Genomic DNA, 17,800 nt, shown 5'->3' on the forward strand with positions numbered 1-17,800 from the left:
GCATAATCCGAAAGCTCAAAAAGCTTTATATGATACCTATGCACGGAAAATGATGTCGGTATGCCTGCGTTACGGAAGTAACCGGGAAACGGCTGAGGATCTGTTGCAAGAGGGTTTTATCAAGGTTTTTTCTGCAATCGGATCTTTTGAAGGAAGCGGATCTTTTGAAGGTTGGATGAGACGTATTTTTGTAAATACGGCATTAGAATATCTCCGTAAAAATGATATTCTAAAAGAGTCGGTTGAAATCGACAATACGGAAGTTTTACAAGAGGTAGATTATTCGGCCATAGAACGAATATCGGCAGACGAGTTAATGGAACTGATAGCGGAGCTTCCCCCGGGATTTCGGACGGTTTTCAATATGTTTGTCATAGAAGGCTACTCCCATAAAGAAATAGGAGATGCCTTAGGTATCACAGAAAGTACATCTCGTTCCCAATTGACCCGAGCCAAACGGCTGTTACAAAAAAAATTAGAAGAATTATAATAGATAATTGAAAAATAAAAAGGTTTATGCCTTGTAAAACAGAGAAAGATGAACAATAAAGATTTTGAACATCTTATACAGGAAAAATTAAAAGACCACGAAACAGAGGTTTCTGTAGGTTTATGGGAATCTATCGAAAAAGAACTGCCTCGTAAAAAAGTCTTTTCTTTACCTGTATTTATCAGATACGCAGCAGCATGTATCATTGTTGCCGTATGCTCTGTTACCGCTTATCTGTTTTTAGAACAATCGGATAAGATACAAATTGTTCAAAACCGACATTCTGCCATTCCTCAACAACAGCCTCCTAAAACAGAAGAACCGAATATACAAGAAGCTAAGGTTTCCCTGCCACACAAGCCCCTGATCACTCAGTCTAAAACGACTACTGAAAAAGAAAAAAATGTTCAGAAAGAATTATCAGAGAATGTGGTGATAAATGAATTTATTACACAACAACCGAATAATCAGGGGAAAGAGGAAAAACTGAGCAAGACTTTTCCTTCTGTTGTAAAAAAAGCAAATAACGAACAGAAAAGACATCCGGATAACATTTCCGAAGAAGAATACAATCGTAAACTAAAAGAATTTGAACAAGCAGGTCAAAAAGAGGTCTTGACAGAAACCAATTTCAATTCCCAAAAAAGAAACGGTTTTTCTCTCGGATTATTGGCTGCGAATGCTCTTCCGGGATCAAAAAATACGAATAACCAACCTCTGACAAGAAGTTCTTCGATTATGGGAGATGAGCTTAGTTTATTCTCGACTCCCGAACCGTTAAAGTTCACACATAAGACACCCATATCTGTCGGCTTGACTATTGAAAAACATCTCGGTAAGCATTGGGGAGTCGAAAGTGGTATAGTCTACACATTATTACGTTCAGACTACAAAACTCAATCATTAAGTCAAGAAGGAAAACAAGAATTACATTACATAGGTATACCTTTACAAGCGATATATCGCTTTGCCCGTGCGGGAAACTTTTCATTCTATGCTGCGGCAGGGCCTAAAATAGATTTCAATGTCAGCGGGCGCAGGACCGAAACTGCCAGAAACGGTATTGCATCCAGCAACGGGACAGAAGATATTCGAGATAAAAAACCGCAGTGGTCATTGCAACTCAGAGCCGGAGCAGCTTATGCATTTATTCCTCAATTAGAATTATATGCAGAACCATCAATGGCATATTACATTAATAATAAAAGCGATATTCCCGATTTATGGAAAGATAAACCCTTGAATTTCATTTTTCAAGTAGGTTTAAGAACAAACTTTTAACAGGAGTTTTTTGAGTTTTCAATAGAAAAGATCTTATACACACAAAATAAACGACAAAATAGATATGAATAAATTCTTAAAAACAGCCGGATTTACATTCTCGGTTTTATCTTTGGTATTGTTGACCGGATGCATCGGTGATAATGGTAATACGACACAATCTTCGGGAATAGGGACTATACAATTCTCAAACGGAGTTCCTTGTATCAATTTAGATAATCTGAATGCAAAAATTACAGGAAACGGCATCAGCGCAGAAGATCGGGGCAAACGCATCTACTGCGGTTATCTGATAGACTGGGATAATCAGCCTGATTCTCCTATAATACAAGCCGAGTTAAGTGACATTTCTATGTGGAATATAGAGGATTACACCTCATCTTCGGAAATAACCATTCAAGATAGCGATCCCTTGGTCAATATCGCTAATCTTTCTATTACGATGGAGGTTAATGATTATGGAGACAACATTATTACATTCAGAACTTTAACTTATAAAACCGCAGAAGGTGGAACAGCATCTTCTCTGAAACTGGTAGAAAAACAACCGGCTGAAGGAGAAGAAATCGATGCTAAAACTAAAACCGTCATGCTCATTTATGATGAAGGGACTGTAAATCAAGATGCAACTGAAGCGGCATGGAGATCATTCTATATTCCTAAAGAGGCCGGAATAACCAAACTCGTATTCCAATTTAAAAGCTCACAAAAACCTAACGGAGTATTTTCTGTAAAAGATGATGAAGGTAAAGTGATTGAGAATGCTTATTATACAGAATTATCTTATTCTACAGGTACGGAATCAACAACCACAGAATAAAGCACATAATTTCCATAACTTCCATAAAGTAACCCTGCAAAATTTTGGTTTTGCAGGGTTACTTGTTAAGAAAAGCTGAATGATTACAGTTCTTTAGAACTTACATAAATTTATTCGGATCAGATTTAATAGTTTCTTTCAAGTATAGTTTGTTACCTTTGCAAGGTGACAGCAGTTATCTGACAAATGAAAACGGAAAACAGACCGAAATAAAACACTCAAATGACCTGATAATATCTTTTTATCGGGAAAATTTAGAATAATCACTCTGTTTTTTGTTTTTGCAAAAGGTCTCTGATCTGTGTTAAAACCTGAACTTCCTCTGAAGGGGCTGGAGGTGTAGCCGGTTTTTCTTCTTTTTGCCGAGAAGTAAACTTCGCCATTAACTTAATCATGCAAAAAATAGCAAATGCTATAATCAGAAAATCGACACTTGCTTGAATAAAATTTCCATAATTCAGCTCTACAGCAGGAGTTAATACCTCTCCTGCAGCATTGACCTCAGCAGCATGTAACGTCAACTTCAAATCCGTAAAATTAATACCTCCGATCAATAAACCGACCACCGGCATAATTACATCAGAAACCGCAGACGATACAATTTTACCAAATGCACCACCGATAATGATACCGACAGCCATATCGACCACATTACCACGCATAGCAAACTGCTTAAAATCATTTACAAATTTCATTTTCATATTTTATCAAATTAGTATTATAAAAATCTTTCAAAATTTCAAGAACTCCGAAAATATCAATAAAACAAATATACAGATTATTCATAACATTGTTTATAAACCACTTATATTAAATTAAAGTTCATTTTTAATTTATTTTCCGATTTTAATCAAATTATAGCAATAAAACCAAACCTTTTTTCTACTTTTGTACGAAACAAAAGGGGTGCCCTAAAAGGCTGAGATTATACCCTATGAACCTGACGGATAATGCCGGCGTAGGAATTTGTTCATAGCATATATTATAAACTACATAGGGTCCTGCCTCTTTTGAGTTAAAACAAAACTCAAATCTAATTAGTTGAGCAAAGATGATTTATTATCCGAAATGTCTGACTATTGCAGGATCTGACAGTGGCGGCGGAGCCGGAATACAAGCCGATCTAAAAACCATGTCGGCAATTGGAGTGTACGGGATGTCTGTCATTACAGCTATTACTGCACAAAATACTTGTGGTGTAAAAGCTATACAGCCCATCGATTCTGATATTGTAACGGCACAATTAGAAGCAGTTCTGAGCGATATTGGAACAGATTCTATAAAAATAGGAATGTTACACTCCGTCAATATCATAAAAGCGGTCATTGAAATTTTGGACAAATATACCCCTCGTTATGTCGTCTTCGATCCGGTAATGGTATCGACAAGCGGGCATAAATTGATCGAAGATAATACCATCGATACTATTCGAGAAACAATGTTTTCCCGATCGACAATTATCACTCCTAATCTTGATGAAGCCTCACTATTAAGCAATATACCAATCTCGGAAGAGAAAGACATGTATAAAGCCGGGAAAAAATTATTGGAGAAAGGTTGCCACGCAGTTTTAATGAAAGGCGGGCATCTAAAAAGTAAGATAATGACCGATTTGTTAATTACAGCAGATGGAGAAGAATATATCTTTAAAGCTGAGAATATAACAACATCCAATACTCACGGAACTGGATGTACCCTATCCTCGGCTATAGCTTCTTATCTGGCATTGGGTCATACCTTATCCGATTCGGTAAAATTAGCAAAGCAGTTTGTTACTTCAGCCATAAAAACCGGCAGTAAAGTTACAACCGGCAAGGGACATGGTCCATTAAATCACTTTTTTGCCCCACAGCCCTTGCATATCCTAAAAAAGGGAGAAGACACATTCCACTGAACTCACAACAACAAAACAAATAGTAACAACCTAGACTTGAAATTAAACAAAACAGTGTATGAAAGTATTTTTGAATCACCAAGAAATCTGTGTAGGAAGCAGGGTCACACTACGAGATCTACTCGCGGGTCAGAGCATCACGTCAGACGGAGTAGCAGTAGCTGTCAATAACCGAATTATCAGTAAAGAAGATTGGCCTGATACCTTCTTAGCCAACGGCGATAAAGTTACGGTAATTCGGGCTACGTGTGGAGGCTGATTCGGTTCAGTTCCTTAAAATACGATTAATCTGAAGTTCGGTTCTCATTAGAAGAACCGAACTTTCCAAAAGATGCACACTACATGAAATTAGTAGGAATTACTCGACCGACTTTCTTTAAAGGAGAAGCAGACGCCATAACACTTTTGTTAGAGGGGGGACTCGATTTATTACATATACGTAAACCAGGTTCTTTGTCCGAAAATATTGCATCTCTATTGTCTGATATACCACCTCATCTGTATTCACAAATCGTTATTCACGATCATTTCGATTTAATCGAATCCTTTCCTTTAAAAGGCATTCATTTGAACAAACGCAATCCTGTATGTCCATCAATACACACAGGGTCGGTAAGCCGATCATGCCATTCAATAGAAGAACTCGATCATATCGAAGATATAGACTACTGCTTCCTCAGTCCTATATTCGACAGTATTTCCAAAAAAGGATACTCATCTGCTTTTTCTAAAGAAGAACTCGCTGATGCATCACGTAAAGGAATTATCAATTCAAAGGTCTATGCATTAGGAGGAATAACTCCCGAACATATTCCATTACTGCAAGAATTCGGTTTCGGAGGCGTTGCCGTACTCGGTTATTTATGGGAAGACATAACACTACATACTTTACAACATAGAATAAACATCTTAAAAAATTCAATCTGCTAACAAATCTGTTTATGTTACAATTCATTACCCATAGCAACGAAAAATACGATTATCTGACATCTGCAATCGAAGCCTTAAAAGGAGGATGCCACTGGATACAACTCCGAATGAAAAATATACCGGAACAGACCGTTATAGCAACAGCTCTACAACTAAAAGAATATTGTCGAAAATATAATGCAAAATTGATTCTCGATGATCATGTACAAGCGACATTGAAAACCGGAGCAGACGGAGTGCATTTAGGGAAAAACGATATGTCCCCATCTGATGCCAGAAAAATATTAGGGAACGGATATATTATCGGTGGAACAGCCAATACGCTCGATGATATCGAACGGCTAATAAAAGAAGGAGTCGATTATATCGGGTTAGGACCTTTTCGCTATACAGAAACAAAAAAAAATCTGAGCCCTATTTTAGGGATCGACGGTTATAAAAAAATACTTATGGCTTGTAAAGAAAAAGAGTATACAATACCCATCGTTGCGATAGGCGGAATTACCAAAAATGACATTCCTGAAATCATGTCAACCGGAGTCACAGGCATTGCTTTATCAGGAAGCATTCTGCGAGCAGAAAATCCTCAAGTCGAAACTCAATTGATTATAAATCTTATAAACAAGTATAACAATGAATAAATTAGTAATCGGAGGCAGGGAATTCAACTCCCGTCTTTTTGTAGGTACAGGCAAATTCAGTTCTAATCCGTTAATGGAAAAAGCGATCATCGCTTCAGGATCAGAGATGGTGACCGTTGCCATGAAACGTGTTGATATGCAAAATCCAGAAGATGATATCTTAGTCCATATCAATCGAGATCATATACAATTACTTCCGAATACATCGGGAGTCCGTGATGCAGAGGAGGCAGTACTTGCTGCACAATTAGCAAGAGAAGCATTCGGAACTAATTTTATAAAATTAGAAATACATCCCGATCCGAAATATTTATTACCAGACCCCATAGAAACACTGAAAGCAACTGAAGTGTTAGCGAAAATGGGGTTTGTCGTATTGCCTTACATTCAAGCCGATCCGGTACTATGCAAACGGTTAGAAGAAGCAGGTGCTGCTACTGTGATGCCTTTAGGTGCTCCTATCGGAACGAACAAAGGCATCATTACCCGGGATCTCATTGAAATTATCATAGAGCAAAGCAATATCCCTGTCGTTATAGATGCAGGTATCGGAGCTCCGTCACATGCTGCAGAAGCTATGGAGATGGGGGCAGATGCCGTACTTGTAAATACAGCAATCGCAATCGCAGGAAATCCTGAGCAAATGGCTTTAGCTTTCAAACAAGCCGTAGAAGCCGGACGGTTAGCTTATGAATCAGGACTCGGAGCTCAAAGACGTCATGCCGAAGCAAGCAGCCCCCTCACCTCTTTTCTAGATTAATTCACCTGATAAATAAAATACACGATATGAAACCTAAAAACGACATGAAAAATAGTTATCCGGGATCTGAAAAAATCTATGTACCCGGAAAATTATATAACATCCAGGTAGGCATGCGGAAAGTAAATTTGACCGATACAGTAAAAATCATTGACGGAAAACGGATCACAAGGCATAATGACCCCGTATATATTTACGATACCAGCGGAGCTTATACCGATCCGAAAATAGAAATAGATTTGGAAAAAGGATTGCCACGCTTGCGGGAATCATGGATTACAGAACGTAATGATGTCGAACGTCTTTCCGAAATTACATCCCAATACGGACGTTCCCGCACGGCAGATAAATCTTTAGATCCGATTCGTTTCAAAAATGTACAACTGCCCTATCGTGCCAAAAAAGGAAAAGAAATTACTCAGATGTACTATGCCAAAAAAGGGATTATTACCCCGGAAATGGAATATGTGGCTATCCGAGAAAATCTACAAAACGAGATGCTTGGTATAAAAAGCCATATTACTCCGGAATTTGTCAGAGATGAAATTGCCGCCGGACGGGCTATTATCCCTGCAAATATCAACCATCCCGAAGCCGAGCCGATGATTATCGGCAGAAATTTCTTAGTAAAACTAAATACGAATATCGGTAACTCGGCACTCTCTTCTGGTATTGAAGAAGAAGTCGACAAAGCGTTATGGAGTTGTCGCTGGGGAGGAGATACTTTAATGGATTTGTCTACCGGAGATAATATTCATGAGACACGAGAATGGATCATTCGCAATTGTCCTGTTCCGATGGGAACTGTTCCTATCTATCAAGCTCTCGAAAAAGTAAACGGAAAAGCCGAAGACCTCACATGGGAAATTTATAAGGACACTTTAATCGAACAATGCGAACAAGGTGTAGATTATTTCACTATACACGCAGGAGTATTAAAAGCTCATGCCGAACTTGTCGGAGAACGACTCACAGGAATCGTATCACGTGGAGGTTCTATTATGACAAAATGGTGCATAAGTCATAATCAGGAAAATTTCCTATACACCCATTTCGACGAAATCTGTGAAATCGTGAAACAGTATGATGTTGCTTTGTCCTTAGGTGACGGCATGCGCCCCGGATCGATACATGATGCCAACGACAGGTCACAATTCCTCGAATTAGATGTACTTGGAGAATTAACCCAAAAAGCATGGGCTCATAATGTACAAGTCATTATCGAAGGTCCGGGACATGTTCCCATGCAAAAAATCAGAGAAAATATGGACAAGCAACTGACATCATGCCATGAAGCACCCTTTTACACGTTAGGACCGTTGACTACCGATATCGCTCCAGGATATGATCATATAACGTCTGCTATCGGAGCCGCAATGATCGCATGGTACGGTACAGCAATGATCTGCTATGTAACTCCTAAAGAACATTTAGGTCTCCCCAATCGCGAGGATGTACGTAATGGCGTTATCGCATATAAGATCGCAGCTCACGCAGCAGATATAGCCAAAGGTCATCCGGGTGCTCAGGTACGGGACGATGCACTGAGCAAAGCCCGTTTCGAATTCCGCTGGAAAGACCAATTTAACCTTTCTTTAGATCCGGAAAGAGCATTAGAGTATTATAAAGAAGGCTCAAAAAATGACGGAGAATATTGCACGATGTGCGGTCCGAATTTTTGTGCCATGCGCATCAGTCAAAACTTAAACGACTGTACAAAATAAATATAAATGGAAAAAGTAACCGATTTTCGCCGATTGTTATTAGAGTCCTTGTCACGCAAGATTATCGATCAGATTGTCATTTCTGTTTCGCGCCGTCCACAAGAGTTTATTCCGTTAATACAATTAACTAAAGACAGCGAAATAAAAATTGCATGGCGAGCAACTTGGGCATGTGAAAAGTTATGTAAAATGTATCCTGAATGGTTCGTCCCCTATTACGAACAATTGATACAGGAACTCCCGGACTCTCCTCACGACGGAATAAAGCGGTTGCGACTGTCTATATTATATCAATTGCCGGTAACGGGGGATTTCCCTGTTACCCTTTTCGATTATTGTATCAATCATATGCTATCTCCCGGTGAAAGCATTGCGGTACAGGCTCTTTACATGAAATTAGCCTATAAATTGTGTATGCAAGAACAGGAGTTATTACGTGAACTAAAAGTTTATCTGGAGAATGCCGAACCGGAATATTATTCGGTTGGTGTACGATGTACCCGAAAAAACATTCTCAAAAGAATCAATTCATTGCATAAAAAAGAAAAATAAGTATATGTTATTTTCTGAAGAATTAGAAAAATATTCATGGGATGAGATCACACAACAGATCTATGCCAAAACAGATGCCGATGTAGAAAGAGCTTTAAATAAAAAGCATTTGCAAATAGACGATTTTATGGCGCTAATTTCTCCGGCAGCAGATAAATATCTTGAAAAAATGGCATTTCTAAGCCGCATGTACACCCAACAACGTTTCGGTAAAACGATACAAATGTATGTACCTTTATACATTACAAATTCCTGCACAAATCATTGTGTGTACTGCGGATTTCAACATGATAACCCGATAAAACGAGTCATATTGAAGGATGAAGAAATTGTCAACGAATGCAAGGCCATACGCAGAATCGGGCCATTTGAAAATTTATTGATAGTGACAGGAGAAAATCCCCGTGACGCAGGTGTCGATTATCTTGAAAACGCTTTACGGCTTGCCCGCCCTTATTTTTCGAATTTGACAATAGAAGTAATGCCTCTGAAAAGCGAAGAATACTATCGACTGACCCGATCAGGGTTAAATGGTGTGGTATGCTTTCAAGAAACTTATAACAAAGATCGTTATAAGGTATATCATCCCAAAGGAATGAAATCGAAATTCGAGTGGAGAGTAAACGGGTTTGACCGCATGGGGCAAGCAGGAGTCCATAAAATCGGAATGGGCGTATTGATCGGACTGGAAGATTGGCGTACCGACACGACTATGATGGCCATACATTTACAATATCTGAGAAAACACTACTGGAAAACGAAATATAGTGTAAATTTTCCGCGTATGCGTCCCTCTGAAGGACATTTCCAGCCGAATGTAGTAATGACCGACAGACAACTGGCTCAACTGATTTTTGCGTATCGTATCTTCGATCATGATGTCGATATATCGATTTCTACACGAGAAAGCCCCAACTTCAGGAACAATATTACGACTCTTGGTGTCACATCGATGAGCGCAGGGTCAAAAACCGAACCGGGTGGATATTTTACTTATCCTCAAGCTTTGGAACAATTCGCAGTCAGTGACGAAAGATCCCCCGAAGAGGTCGAAAAAGCGATCAAACAGCAAGGATATGAAGTTGTATGGAAAGATTGGGATGAGATATTCGATAGATAAATTAAACGAATATGGAACGCTATAGCCGTCAAATTATGCTTCCCGAAATCGGGAACGAAGGACAAAAGAAACTTTCTGAAGCATCGGTACTATTAGTGGGTGTAGGAGGATTGGGTTCTCCTATATCTCTTTATCTTACAGGAGCAGGAATAGGACGTATCGGATTAATCGATGCCGATGTTGTTTCAGAAAGTAATTTACAACGACAAGTGCTATACACCGAACAAGAAATAGGATTACCGAAAGTAGAATGTGCGAAACGTCGCCTTCAGGCTCTGTCAGGAAATATACAAATCGATACATATCAAGAGTTTTTTTCAGAAAAAAATGCGATGAGTTTAGTCGAGAAATATGATCTGGTTATAGACGGGTGCGATAACTTCGCTACACGTTATCTGATAAACGACTGTTGTGTTGCAGCAGGAAAGCCTTATATATACGGAACAATCGGAGAATTTTTCGGTCAAGCGTCCGTATTCAATTATCAAGGTGGTATGACTTACCGAGATCTTTACCCCGACGAACAAGAACTGACCTCTAAGCCCCGCACAATAAACGGTGTCATAGGTGTAGTCCCCGGTATTATCGGATGTATAGAAGCTTCAGAAACCATTAAAGTGATCACCGGATGCGGAAAACCGTTACGTAACCGGCTGTTTACAATAGATGTCCTTTCTATGCAATCTGAAATATTGGAATTTTGATATTCTTTCATACAAAAAATCATCCTGCTCCGCTATTTGGAACGGGATGATTTTATTTTTATCTTCGCCTCGAATATACAAATTAGATTTTCTCCTCTATGAAAAAAATTTTTCTTTTTATTCTATTGCTTTTTTCTTCTTCTTTCTTTTCTACAAAGGCAGATGAAGGAATGTGGGTACTCCCTCTCTTAAACCAACAAAACATATCACAAATGAAAGGTCTCGGATTAGACATCTGTGCCGAAGACATTTACCATCCGGACTCCACATCTCTGAAAGATGCCGTTGTGATTTTCGGAAGAGGTTGTACCGGGGAAGTCATATCCCCCAACGGGTTGATTTTGACTAACCATCATTGCGGATATAGTTACATACAGCAACATAGTTCTGTCGACAACGATCTGTTGACCAACGGGTTCTGGGCTAAAAACAGAGAAGAAGAACTCCCCAATCCCGGACTGACCGTCACATTTATCGACAAAATAGAAGACGTAACGGCTTATGTTCAATACGAGATAAAAAAAGATACGTCAAAACAAGAGTTGAATTATTTGTCTGCATCATATTTGAATAATCTTGCAGAAAAGAGAATCGGCAAAGATTTTTTAAAAAAACATCCGGGAATCGAAGTTACGATAAAACCGTTCTATGGCGGAAATCAATACTACATGTTCACCCAAAAAGTTTATTCGGACGTGCGAATGGTAGCAGCGCCACCTTCTTCTATCGGCAAATTCGGTGCAGATACGGACAATTGGATGTGGCCTCGTCATACAGGGGATTTTTCTATATTCAGAGTATATGCCGACAGTACGGGTAATCCAGCCCCGTATTCTGAAAAAAACATTCCCTTAAGACCTAAAAAATATTTCAATCTTTCGACACAAGGTATTCAAGAAAATGATTTTGTCATGCTCATGGGCTTTCCGGGACGTACTAATCATTACTATACTCCGGCCGAAGTCATCGAACGACGAGACATAGAAAATAGCATTCGAGTCGAGGTACGAGACCTTCGTCAACAATTAATGTTGGAAGAAATGTTGAAAGATCCGAAAATACGCATTCAATATTCCGGAAAATATGCCAATTCTACCAATAGTTATAAAAGCAGTAAAGGAATGAACAAAATGATAAACCAGCAGCAACTTGTAACTCTTAAGGAGAAAGAGCAACAACAGTTGTTGGAATGGAGCAAACAAAACGACAAACCGGAATATAAACAGGCCGCAGAAGATATAGCAACGATTGTCAATAACAGAGCCAATCTAAAAAAACGCATGCAATATCTCAATGAAGCTCTATTTATCGGCATTGAATTCAGTCGGGTTCCTACGCATCAAAGTTTAATTGAAAAAATGAAAAAATCCGGAAAGAAAATTTTTCCGGACTCGGCTATGCAGATCATAAATAAAGGGTACTCTAATTTCCGAAATAAAGATTACGCACCTGAAGTAGACAAGAAAATCGCAAAAGCATTATTGAAACTATATGCTGAAAAAATATCTCCGGAAAAGCGTCCGACATTCTTTAAAACAATAGACAAAAAATATAACGGAAATATCGATAGGTATGTCGATGAATTATTTGAAAAATCGATATATGGTAATCCCTCCCAATATGAAAAATTCAAAAAACATCCATCCGTTAAGGTTTTAGAACAGGACTGCATGATCGCTTTTGCCCGATCAATACGAGATGAAGCAAAAAATATTTCAAAAGCGCTAAAGCAAGATGAGAAAAAAATAGCTAATGCTCAACGCACCTACATCAAAGGTATTTTAGAAATGAACGGGGATAAACCCAATTATCCGGATGCAAATTTCACTATCCGGTTAACTTACGGAAACGTATCTCCGTTAAATCCGGCAGACGGAATTTCTTGTCGTTATTATACTACTTTAGACGGAGTTATGGAAAAGGAAGATCCCGACAACTGGGAATTCGTGGTGTCGCCTCGTCTAAAAGAATTATACAAGAAAAAAGACTTCGGGAATTATAGTCGAACAGACGGTTCTATGCCTGTAAATTTTATTGCAAACACTCACACGACAGGAGGAAACTCGGGAAGTCCTGTAATGAACTCAAAAGGAGAGCTTGTCGGTATCGGATTCGACCGGAATTGGGAGGGTATAACCGGAGACATTCAATATCAAAAAACTTATCAACGCACCATTTGTACAGATATAAGATATATATTATTTATCATCGATAAATATGCAAATGCGTCCCACTTGATAGAAGAACTGAACATAATAAGATAAAAACACCTAAAACAAAATTAATAATAGAAAGATGAAAAAATTATTTTTAGGTATCTTGGCTTTAGGAATATTCCAAAGCACATACGCTCAAAGTTTAGAAAAAATGCAATGGTTCAACGAACCTGAAAAATGGGAAATAAAAGATAATGCCCTCACCATGTTCGTCACACCGCAATGCGACTATTGGAGAATATCTCATTACGGTTTCACAGTCGATGATGCGCCCTTTTATTATGCAACTTATGGCGGAGAATTCGAGGTAAAAGTAAAAATTACAGGTGATTATAAAAGCAGGTTCGATCAAATGGGACTTATGCTCCGCATCGATCATGAAAACTACATCAAAGCCGGAGTTGAATTTGTCGATGGAAAATTCAATTTAAGTACCGTAGTAACACATAAAACAAGTGATTGGAGTGTGATTACATTAGACAAAACACCGGATTTTGTGTGGATAAAAGCCGTCAGACGTCTCGACGCTGTAGAAATATTCTATTCGTATGACGATAAAACTTATACGATGATGAGGAACGCTCATTTACAAGATAATACTCCTGTCATGGTCGGATTAATGGCCGCCAGTCCGGACGGAAACGGTTTCGATGCAAAATTTGAATATTTTAAAGTAAAGCATCTACCCGACCAACGTCGTTTAAAATGGTTGGAAAATAACAAATAAAACCATCTCTGACATGAGCCTGCTTAAATTTCTTTTCCAGAAAATTTAAACATCGGGAGTAAATAAAAGCAGCCGTTATTATTCCTATAATAATAACGGCTGTCATTTTAATATTTGCTTAACTTTCTATCTCACTCAGTTCAAGCCAACGCATTGTTTTCTCATCGATCTCATCGATAAGTACACTAATTCTTTTCGATTTTTCTAACAATTCATCATTAGAAAGAGTCCCTGAACTAAGTTCTACTTCAAGATTCGATTTTTCCTCTTCCAATCGGGGAATCAATATTTCCAGCTCCTCAAATTCCCTTTTTTCCTTAAAAGATAGACGACGCTTCGATGTCGTCGTTACTTCACGTATTTGCTTCGCTTCATTCTTCGTTTTTTTATTTTTCTCGGAAACTTCCAGTTTTTTTTGTTCCTCCATTAAATTCTTCCATTCTCTATAATCACTATAATTTCCCGGAAAATCCTTTAGTTCTCCATTACCCTTAAAAACCATCAGGTGATCAACAACCTTATCCATAAAATAACGATCATGGGAAACTACAATAACACATCCTTTAAACGATCTGAGATATTCCTCAAGAATGTTCAAGGTAACAATATCAAGATCATTTGTCGGCTCGTCCAAAACTAAAAAATTAGGATTGTTGATCAACACCGTGCAGAGATAAAGTCTCCTTTTCTCTCCCCCACTCAATTTATAGATATAGTTGTATTGTGTTTCGGGTGTAAAAAGAAAATGTTGTAAAAACTGAGATGCAGATAAACGTCGCCCATCTCCCAATGATATTTCTTCTGCTATATTGCGTACGGCATCTATTACTTTCATCTGCTCGTCAAACTGCAACCCGTCTTGACTGTAATAACCAAAACGTACAGTCTCCCCAATTTCTATTTCTCCACTATCAGGTTGCAATTGTCCCATCAGCATTTTAATAAACGAAGACTTTCCCGCTCCGTTATTTCCGATAATACCCATTTTTTCATAACGGGCAAAAATATAATTGAAATCTTCCAAGATTTTCACATCTCCAAATCGTTTTGAAAGATGCTTTGCTTCAAATATTTTCGATCCGATATAAGATGACTTTACATCGAGCTTGACATTTCCCATATCATGCTCCTGTTTGGCTTTCTTTTCAAGTTCATAAAAAGCATCTATACGATATTTAGCTTTGGAACCCCGAGCTTGAGGCTGACGACGCATCCAGTCAAGTTCGGTTCGCAACAGATTATTCGCACGGGCAACCTCTGCATTCTGCGCATCGATACGTTCTTGCCTTTTCTCCAAATAATAACTATAATTACCATTATATGAGTATAAAGACCGTTTGTCAATCTCCATAATCGAACTACAAACTCGATCCAAAAAATAACGGTCGTGAGTAACCATCAGCAGAGTAATGTTATTACGCTTCAAATATTCTTCGAGCCATTCTGTCATTTCCAAATCGAGATGATTGGTCGGTTCATCCAAAATTAACAGCTGAGGCTCTGAAATAAGAACATTTGCCAAAGCCACCCTTTTTAGCTGTCCTCCCGACAAATGTTCTATCTTCTGATCAAAATTATTAATTTTCAGTTGCGAAAGAATTTGTTTTGCCCTGTATTCATAGTCCCACGCTTTCAGGAGGTCCATCTGTTCTACCAATTCCTCTATACGGCCGGAATCTCCCGACATCAAAGCTTCTTCGTATGCCGATATAACACCCACAACCTCACTATCGCTATGAAAACAGGCTTCGAGAACTGTTATATCCTCGGGAAAATGAGGATCTTGAGGTAGATAACCAATACGCAAATCCCTACGATAGACAACATTACCGGAGTCATAATCTTCTTTTCCCGTAATGATATTCAATAACGTAGTCTTTCCCGTTCCGTTTTTCGCAATCAAACCGATACGATCCCCTTCAAAAATCCCGAAAGTGAGATTCTCGAACAATACCAAATCTCCAAAAGATTTAGTCAATCCTTCTACCTGTAAAAAACTTATCATTCTTCTCAATCTTCTTTTAATGGGATAAAGGTAATCATTATTCGACATATTCTGGAGATTTGTTCGAAGTTATATTTAAAACAACAGGTCGGAAGAAAATGCAAAAAAAGAACCGACCAGATTACTTTATCAGAAAATTCTGACAGATTATCAATATATAATATAGGTGAAAAAAGTATGATCGAACAAAACAAATTTCCTAAAATCCTTTATTTTTGTAACAGACTTACTAATAGATTTCATGAATAAAAGGAAAATATTAATTATCGAGGATGACATAACATTTGCTCTAATGCTGAAAACATGGCTTTCTCGCAAAGGTTTCGATGTAACTCATACCGGAAATGTGGCTGATGCTCAGAAACAATTATCCAAAGGAGAGTTCGATCTAATACTATCTGACCTCCGATTACCGGATCAAGAAGGAATAATGCTGCTAGCTTGGCTAAAAAAGCAAAATTTTCCCGTCCCCCCTTTTATCATAATGACGAGTTATGCTGATATACAATCGGCGGTGCTGGCAATGAAATCAGGAGCATCAGATTATATTGCCAAACCTTTTAATCCAGAAGCATTACTAATCAAAATAAACGAGTTATTACAGCAAAAAACAGAATTATCTCCGGTCAATAACCATCAAAATGAATCTTCAGCTAAAGCTCCTGCCCCTCCACGATTCATGGAAGGGAAAAGCGAGCAGGCTCGTCAATTATACGAATATATTCGTCTGGTAGCTCCGACAGACATGTCTGTTCTTGTAAACGGAGCAAGCGGCACAGGGAAAGAACATATTGCACAAGAAATACACCAACTAAGTAAGCGCAAGGATAAACCGTTCATTGCGATCGATTGTGGAGCTATACCTCGAGAATTGGCTGCATCTGAATTTTTCGGACATGTCAAAGGATCTTTTACCGGAGCTTTAACAGATAAGACAGGAGCTTTTGTAGCCGCACAAGGTGGTACTCTATTTTTGGATGAAATCGGAAATCTTAGCTATGAAGTGCAAGTACAACTCCTGCGGGCGTTACAAGAAAGAAAGATAAAACCGATAGGTAGTAATCAAGAAATAACAGTCGATATACGTTTGGTTACAGCAACGAACGAAAATTTAGAAGAGGCTATTAATAAAGGTAATTTCAGAGAAGATCTATATCACAGGATCAACGAATTTACTTTGCGTATCCCGACATTGAAAGAACGCCAAGATGATATTCTTTTATTTGCTGATCTATTCTTAGATCAGGCAAATCAAGAATTGGGGAAACATGTAATAGGGTTTACTTCCGAATGTTCTGCTATCTTTTTACAATACAGTTGGCCGGGAAATCTACGCCAGATAAAAAACGTTATAAAACGGGCAGCTCTACTTGCATCGACAGACTATATTTCTTTATCTGAACTTCCACCAGAAATATACGAACATTCGGAAACCAAAACAGCAATGCCATTACGAAATGAAACAACAGAAAAGATCTTAATAAAAGAAGCATTAGAAAAAACAGGAAATAATAAATCCAAAGCTGCACGGCTACTTCAAATAGACAGAAAAACTTTATATAACAAATTGAAATTATACGGGCTCGAATAGTCTCCATTATCAATAATGGAAAGTGTAAATTGATTGTATATTTTACACTTATCTATCGTTTTATTATGAATTTAACATATATTATATATAAATCAACTATTTGGACAAAACTTTTCTCTTTTTCAAGAAGGAAGTTTAAAGAAAAAGCCTACCTTTGCAAAGATGGAATATAAGTAGAAGGTCAAGAGTTACCTTCTTACCAATCTTGTTATCCTTCTAAATACCTAAAACACACAAAAAACGCCGACACTATCCGTTACGATTGCAAGGCTCCTAAACATTCGGTCGGGAATGTATAGTCTTGCCGAGAGTAAAAACTCTCAGCCCTCTCTTTCACCATATATT

The 17,800-nt window shown here is 38.2% G+C and carries 16 protein-coding genes, 2 pseudogenes and 1 riboswitch; of the genes and pseudogenes, 15 read left to right on the forward strand and 3 right to left on the reverse strand.

Annotation, left to right across the window (positions count from 1 at the left end):
- The 3 genes from AC1WHX_RS03790 to AC1WHX_RS03800 all read left to right on the forward strand — a co-directional run.
- On the forward strand, positions 1 to 490 hold a 490-nt coding region (locus AC1WHX_RS03790; RefSeq protein ID WP_481228863.1), incomplete at its 5' end, for an RNA polymerase sigma factor.
- Between the two features lie 48 nt (positions 491 to 538).
- The gene (locus AC1WHX_RS03795) at positions 539 to 1,771 is read left to right on the forward strand and encodes a porin family protein (RefSeq protein ID WP_302545180.1); all 1,233 of its coding nucleotides are present in this window, start codon (positions 539 to 541) and stop codon (positions 1,769 to 1,771) included.
- Positions 1,772 to 1,835: 64 nt separating this feature from the next.
- A complete protein-coding gene (locus tag AC1WHX_RS03800; protein WP_302545179.1) occupies positions 1,836 to 2,591 on the forward strand; it encodes a hypothetical protein in 756 nt (251 codons plus the stop codon).
- A gap of 263 nt (positions 2,592 to 2,854) precedes the next feature.
- Here the strand turns inward: AC1WHX_RS03800 and mscL are convergent, their stop codons facing one another.
- On the reverse strand, positions 2,855 to 3,292 hold the full coding sequence (gene mscL, locus AC1WHX_RS03805; protein WP_009319253.1) for a large-conductance mechanosensitive channel protein MscL: 438 nt from the start codon (positions 3,290 to 3,292) through the stop codon (positions 2,855 to 2,857).
- Between the two features lie 191 nt (positions 3,293 to 3,483).
- Positions 3,484 to 3,573, forward strand: a riboswitch (TPP riboswitch).
- A gap of 69 nt (positions 3,574 to 3,642) precedes the next feature.
- Between mscL and thiD the strand changes: the two genes are divergently transcribed.
- The 11 genes from thiD to AC1WHX_RS03860 all read left to right on the forward strand — a co-directional run bounded on the left by thiD (position 3,643) and on the right by AC1WHX_RS03860 (position 13,859).
- Complete coding sequence (gene thiD, locus AC1WHX_RS03810; protein ID WP_302545178.1) at positions 3,643 to 4,485, forward strand: bifunctional hydroxymethylpyrimidine kinase/phosphomethylpyrimidine kinase; 843 nt, start codon at positions 3,643 to 3,645, stop codon at positions 4,483 to 4,485.
- Between the two features lie 70 nt (positions 4,486 to 4,555).
- Entirely contained in the window at positions 4,556 to 4,744 is a 189-nt protein-coding gene (thiS, locus tag AC1WHX_RS03815) for a sulfur carrier protein ThiS (RefSeq protein WP_270214540.1), read from the forward strand.
- Between the two features lie 83 nt (positions 4,745 to 4,827).
- Positions 4,828 to 5,415, forward strand: coding sequence for a thiamine phosphate synthase (locus AC1WHX_RS03820; protein WP_122303577.1), 588 nt, complete (start codon positions 4,828 to 4,830; stop codon positions 5,413 to 5,415).
- A gap of 11 nt (positions 5,416 to 5,426) precedes the next feature.
- Positions 5,427 to 6,056, forward strand: a complete 630-nt coding sequence (locus AC1WHX_RS03825) for a thiamine phosphate synthase (protein WP_417039963.1) — start codon at positions 5,427 to 5,429, stop codon at positions 6,054 to 6,056.
- Positions 6,049 to 6,816: a thiazole synthase gene (locus AC1WHX_RS03830; protein WP_278714735.1), complete on the forward strand. Its 768-nt coding sequence runs from the start codon at positions 6,049 to 6,051 to the stop codon at positions 6,814 to 6,816. The genes AC1WHX_RS03825 and AC1WHX_RS03830 overlap by 8 nt, the downstream gene beginning before the upstream one ends.
- Positions 6,817 to 6,842: 26 nt before the next feature.
- Positions 6,843 to 8,540 carry a phosphomethylpyrimidine synthase ThiC gene (gene thiC, locus AC1WHX_RS03835; protein WP_303116813.1) on the forward strand — a complete coding sequence of 566 codons (1,698 nt, stop codon included), beginning with the start codon at positions 6,843 to 6,845 and terminating at the stop codon, positions 8,538 to 8,540.
- A gap of 6 nt (positions 8,541 to 8,546) precedes the next feature.
- Positions 8,547 to 9,092 carry a hypothetical protein gene (locus AC1WHX_RS03840; RefSeq protein WP_122337337.1) on the forward strand — a complete coding sequence of 182 codons (546 nt, stop codon included), beginning with the start codon at positions 8,547 to 8,549 and terminating at the stop codon, positions 9,090 to 9,092.
- A 4-nt stretch (positions 9,093 to 9,096) separates the two neighbouring features.
- Positions 9,097 to 10,212 carry a 2-iminoacetate synthase ThiH gene (gene thiH, locus AC1WHX_RS03845; RefSeq protein ID WP_022389670.1) on the forward strand — a complete coding sequence of 372 codons (1,116 nt, stop codon included), beginning with the start codon at positions 9,097 to 9,099 and terminating at the stop codon, positions 10,210 to 10,212.
- 11 nt (positions 10,213 to 10,223) lie between these two features.
- Positions 10,224 to 10,916, forward strand: coding sequence for a HesA/MoeB/ThiF family protein (locus AC1WHX_RS03850; RefSeq protein ID WP_009319243.1), 693 nt, complete (start codon positions 10,224 to 10,226; stop codon positions 10,914 to 10,916).
- 98 nt (positions 10,917 to 11,014) lie between these two features.
- Positions 11,015 to 13,180: a S46 family peptidase gene (locus AC1WHX_RS03855; RefSeq protein ID WP_481228864.1), complete on the forward strand. Its 2,166-nt coding sequence runs from the start codon at positions 11,015 to 11,017 to the stop codon at positions 13,178 to 13,180.
- A gap of 31 nt (positions 13,181 to 13,211) precedes the next feature.
- Positions 13,212 to 13,859 (forward strand): DUF1349 domain-containing protein, encoded by a 648-nt coding sequence (locus AC1WHX_RS03860; RefSeq protein WP_022389673.1) that lies wholly within the window; start codon positions 13,212 to 13,214, stop codon positions 13,857 to 13,859.
- Positions 13,860 to 13,977: 118 nt separating this feature from the next.
- Here the strand turns inward: AC1WHX_RS03860 and AC1WHX_RS03865 are convergent.
- Positions 13,978 to 14,196: pseudogene (locus AC1WHX_RS03865) on the reverse strand (ABC transporter C-terminal domain-containing protein); the annotation flags it as partial.
- A gap of 95 nt (positions 14,197 to 14,291) precedes the next feature.
- Positions 14,292 to 15,864, reverse strand: a pseudogene (locus tag AC1WHX_RS03870) (ABC-F family ATP-binding cassette domain-containing protein); the annotation flags it as partial.
- 241 nt (positions 15,865 to 16,105) lie between these two features.
- On the opposite strand from AC1WHX_RS03870, the gene AC1WHX_RS03875 reads away from it, so the two are divergent.
- Entirely contained in the window at positions 16,106 to 17,455 is a 1,350-nt protein-coding gene (locus AC1WHX_RS03875) for a sigma-54-dependent transcriptional regulator (RefSeq protein WP_302545209.1), read from the forward strand.
- Positions 17,456 to 17,800 lie beyond the last annotated feature (345 nt).

It is taken from the genome of Coprobacter sp., from assembly GCF_982436375.1.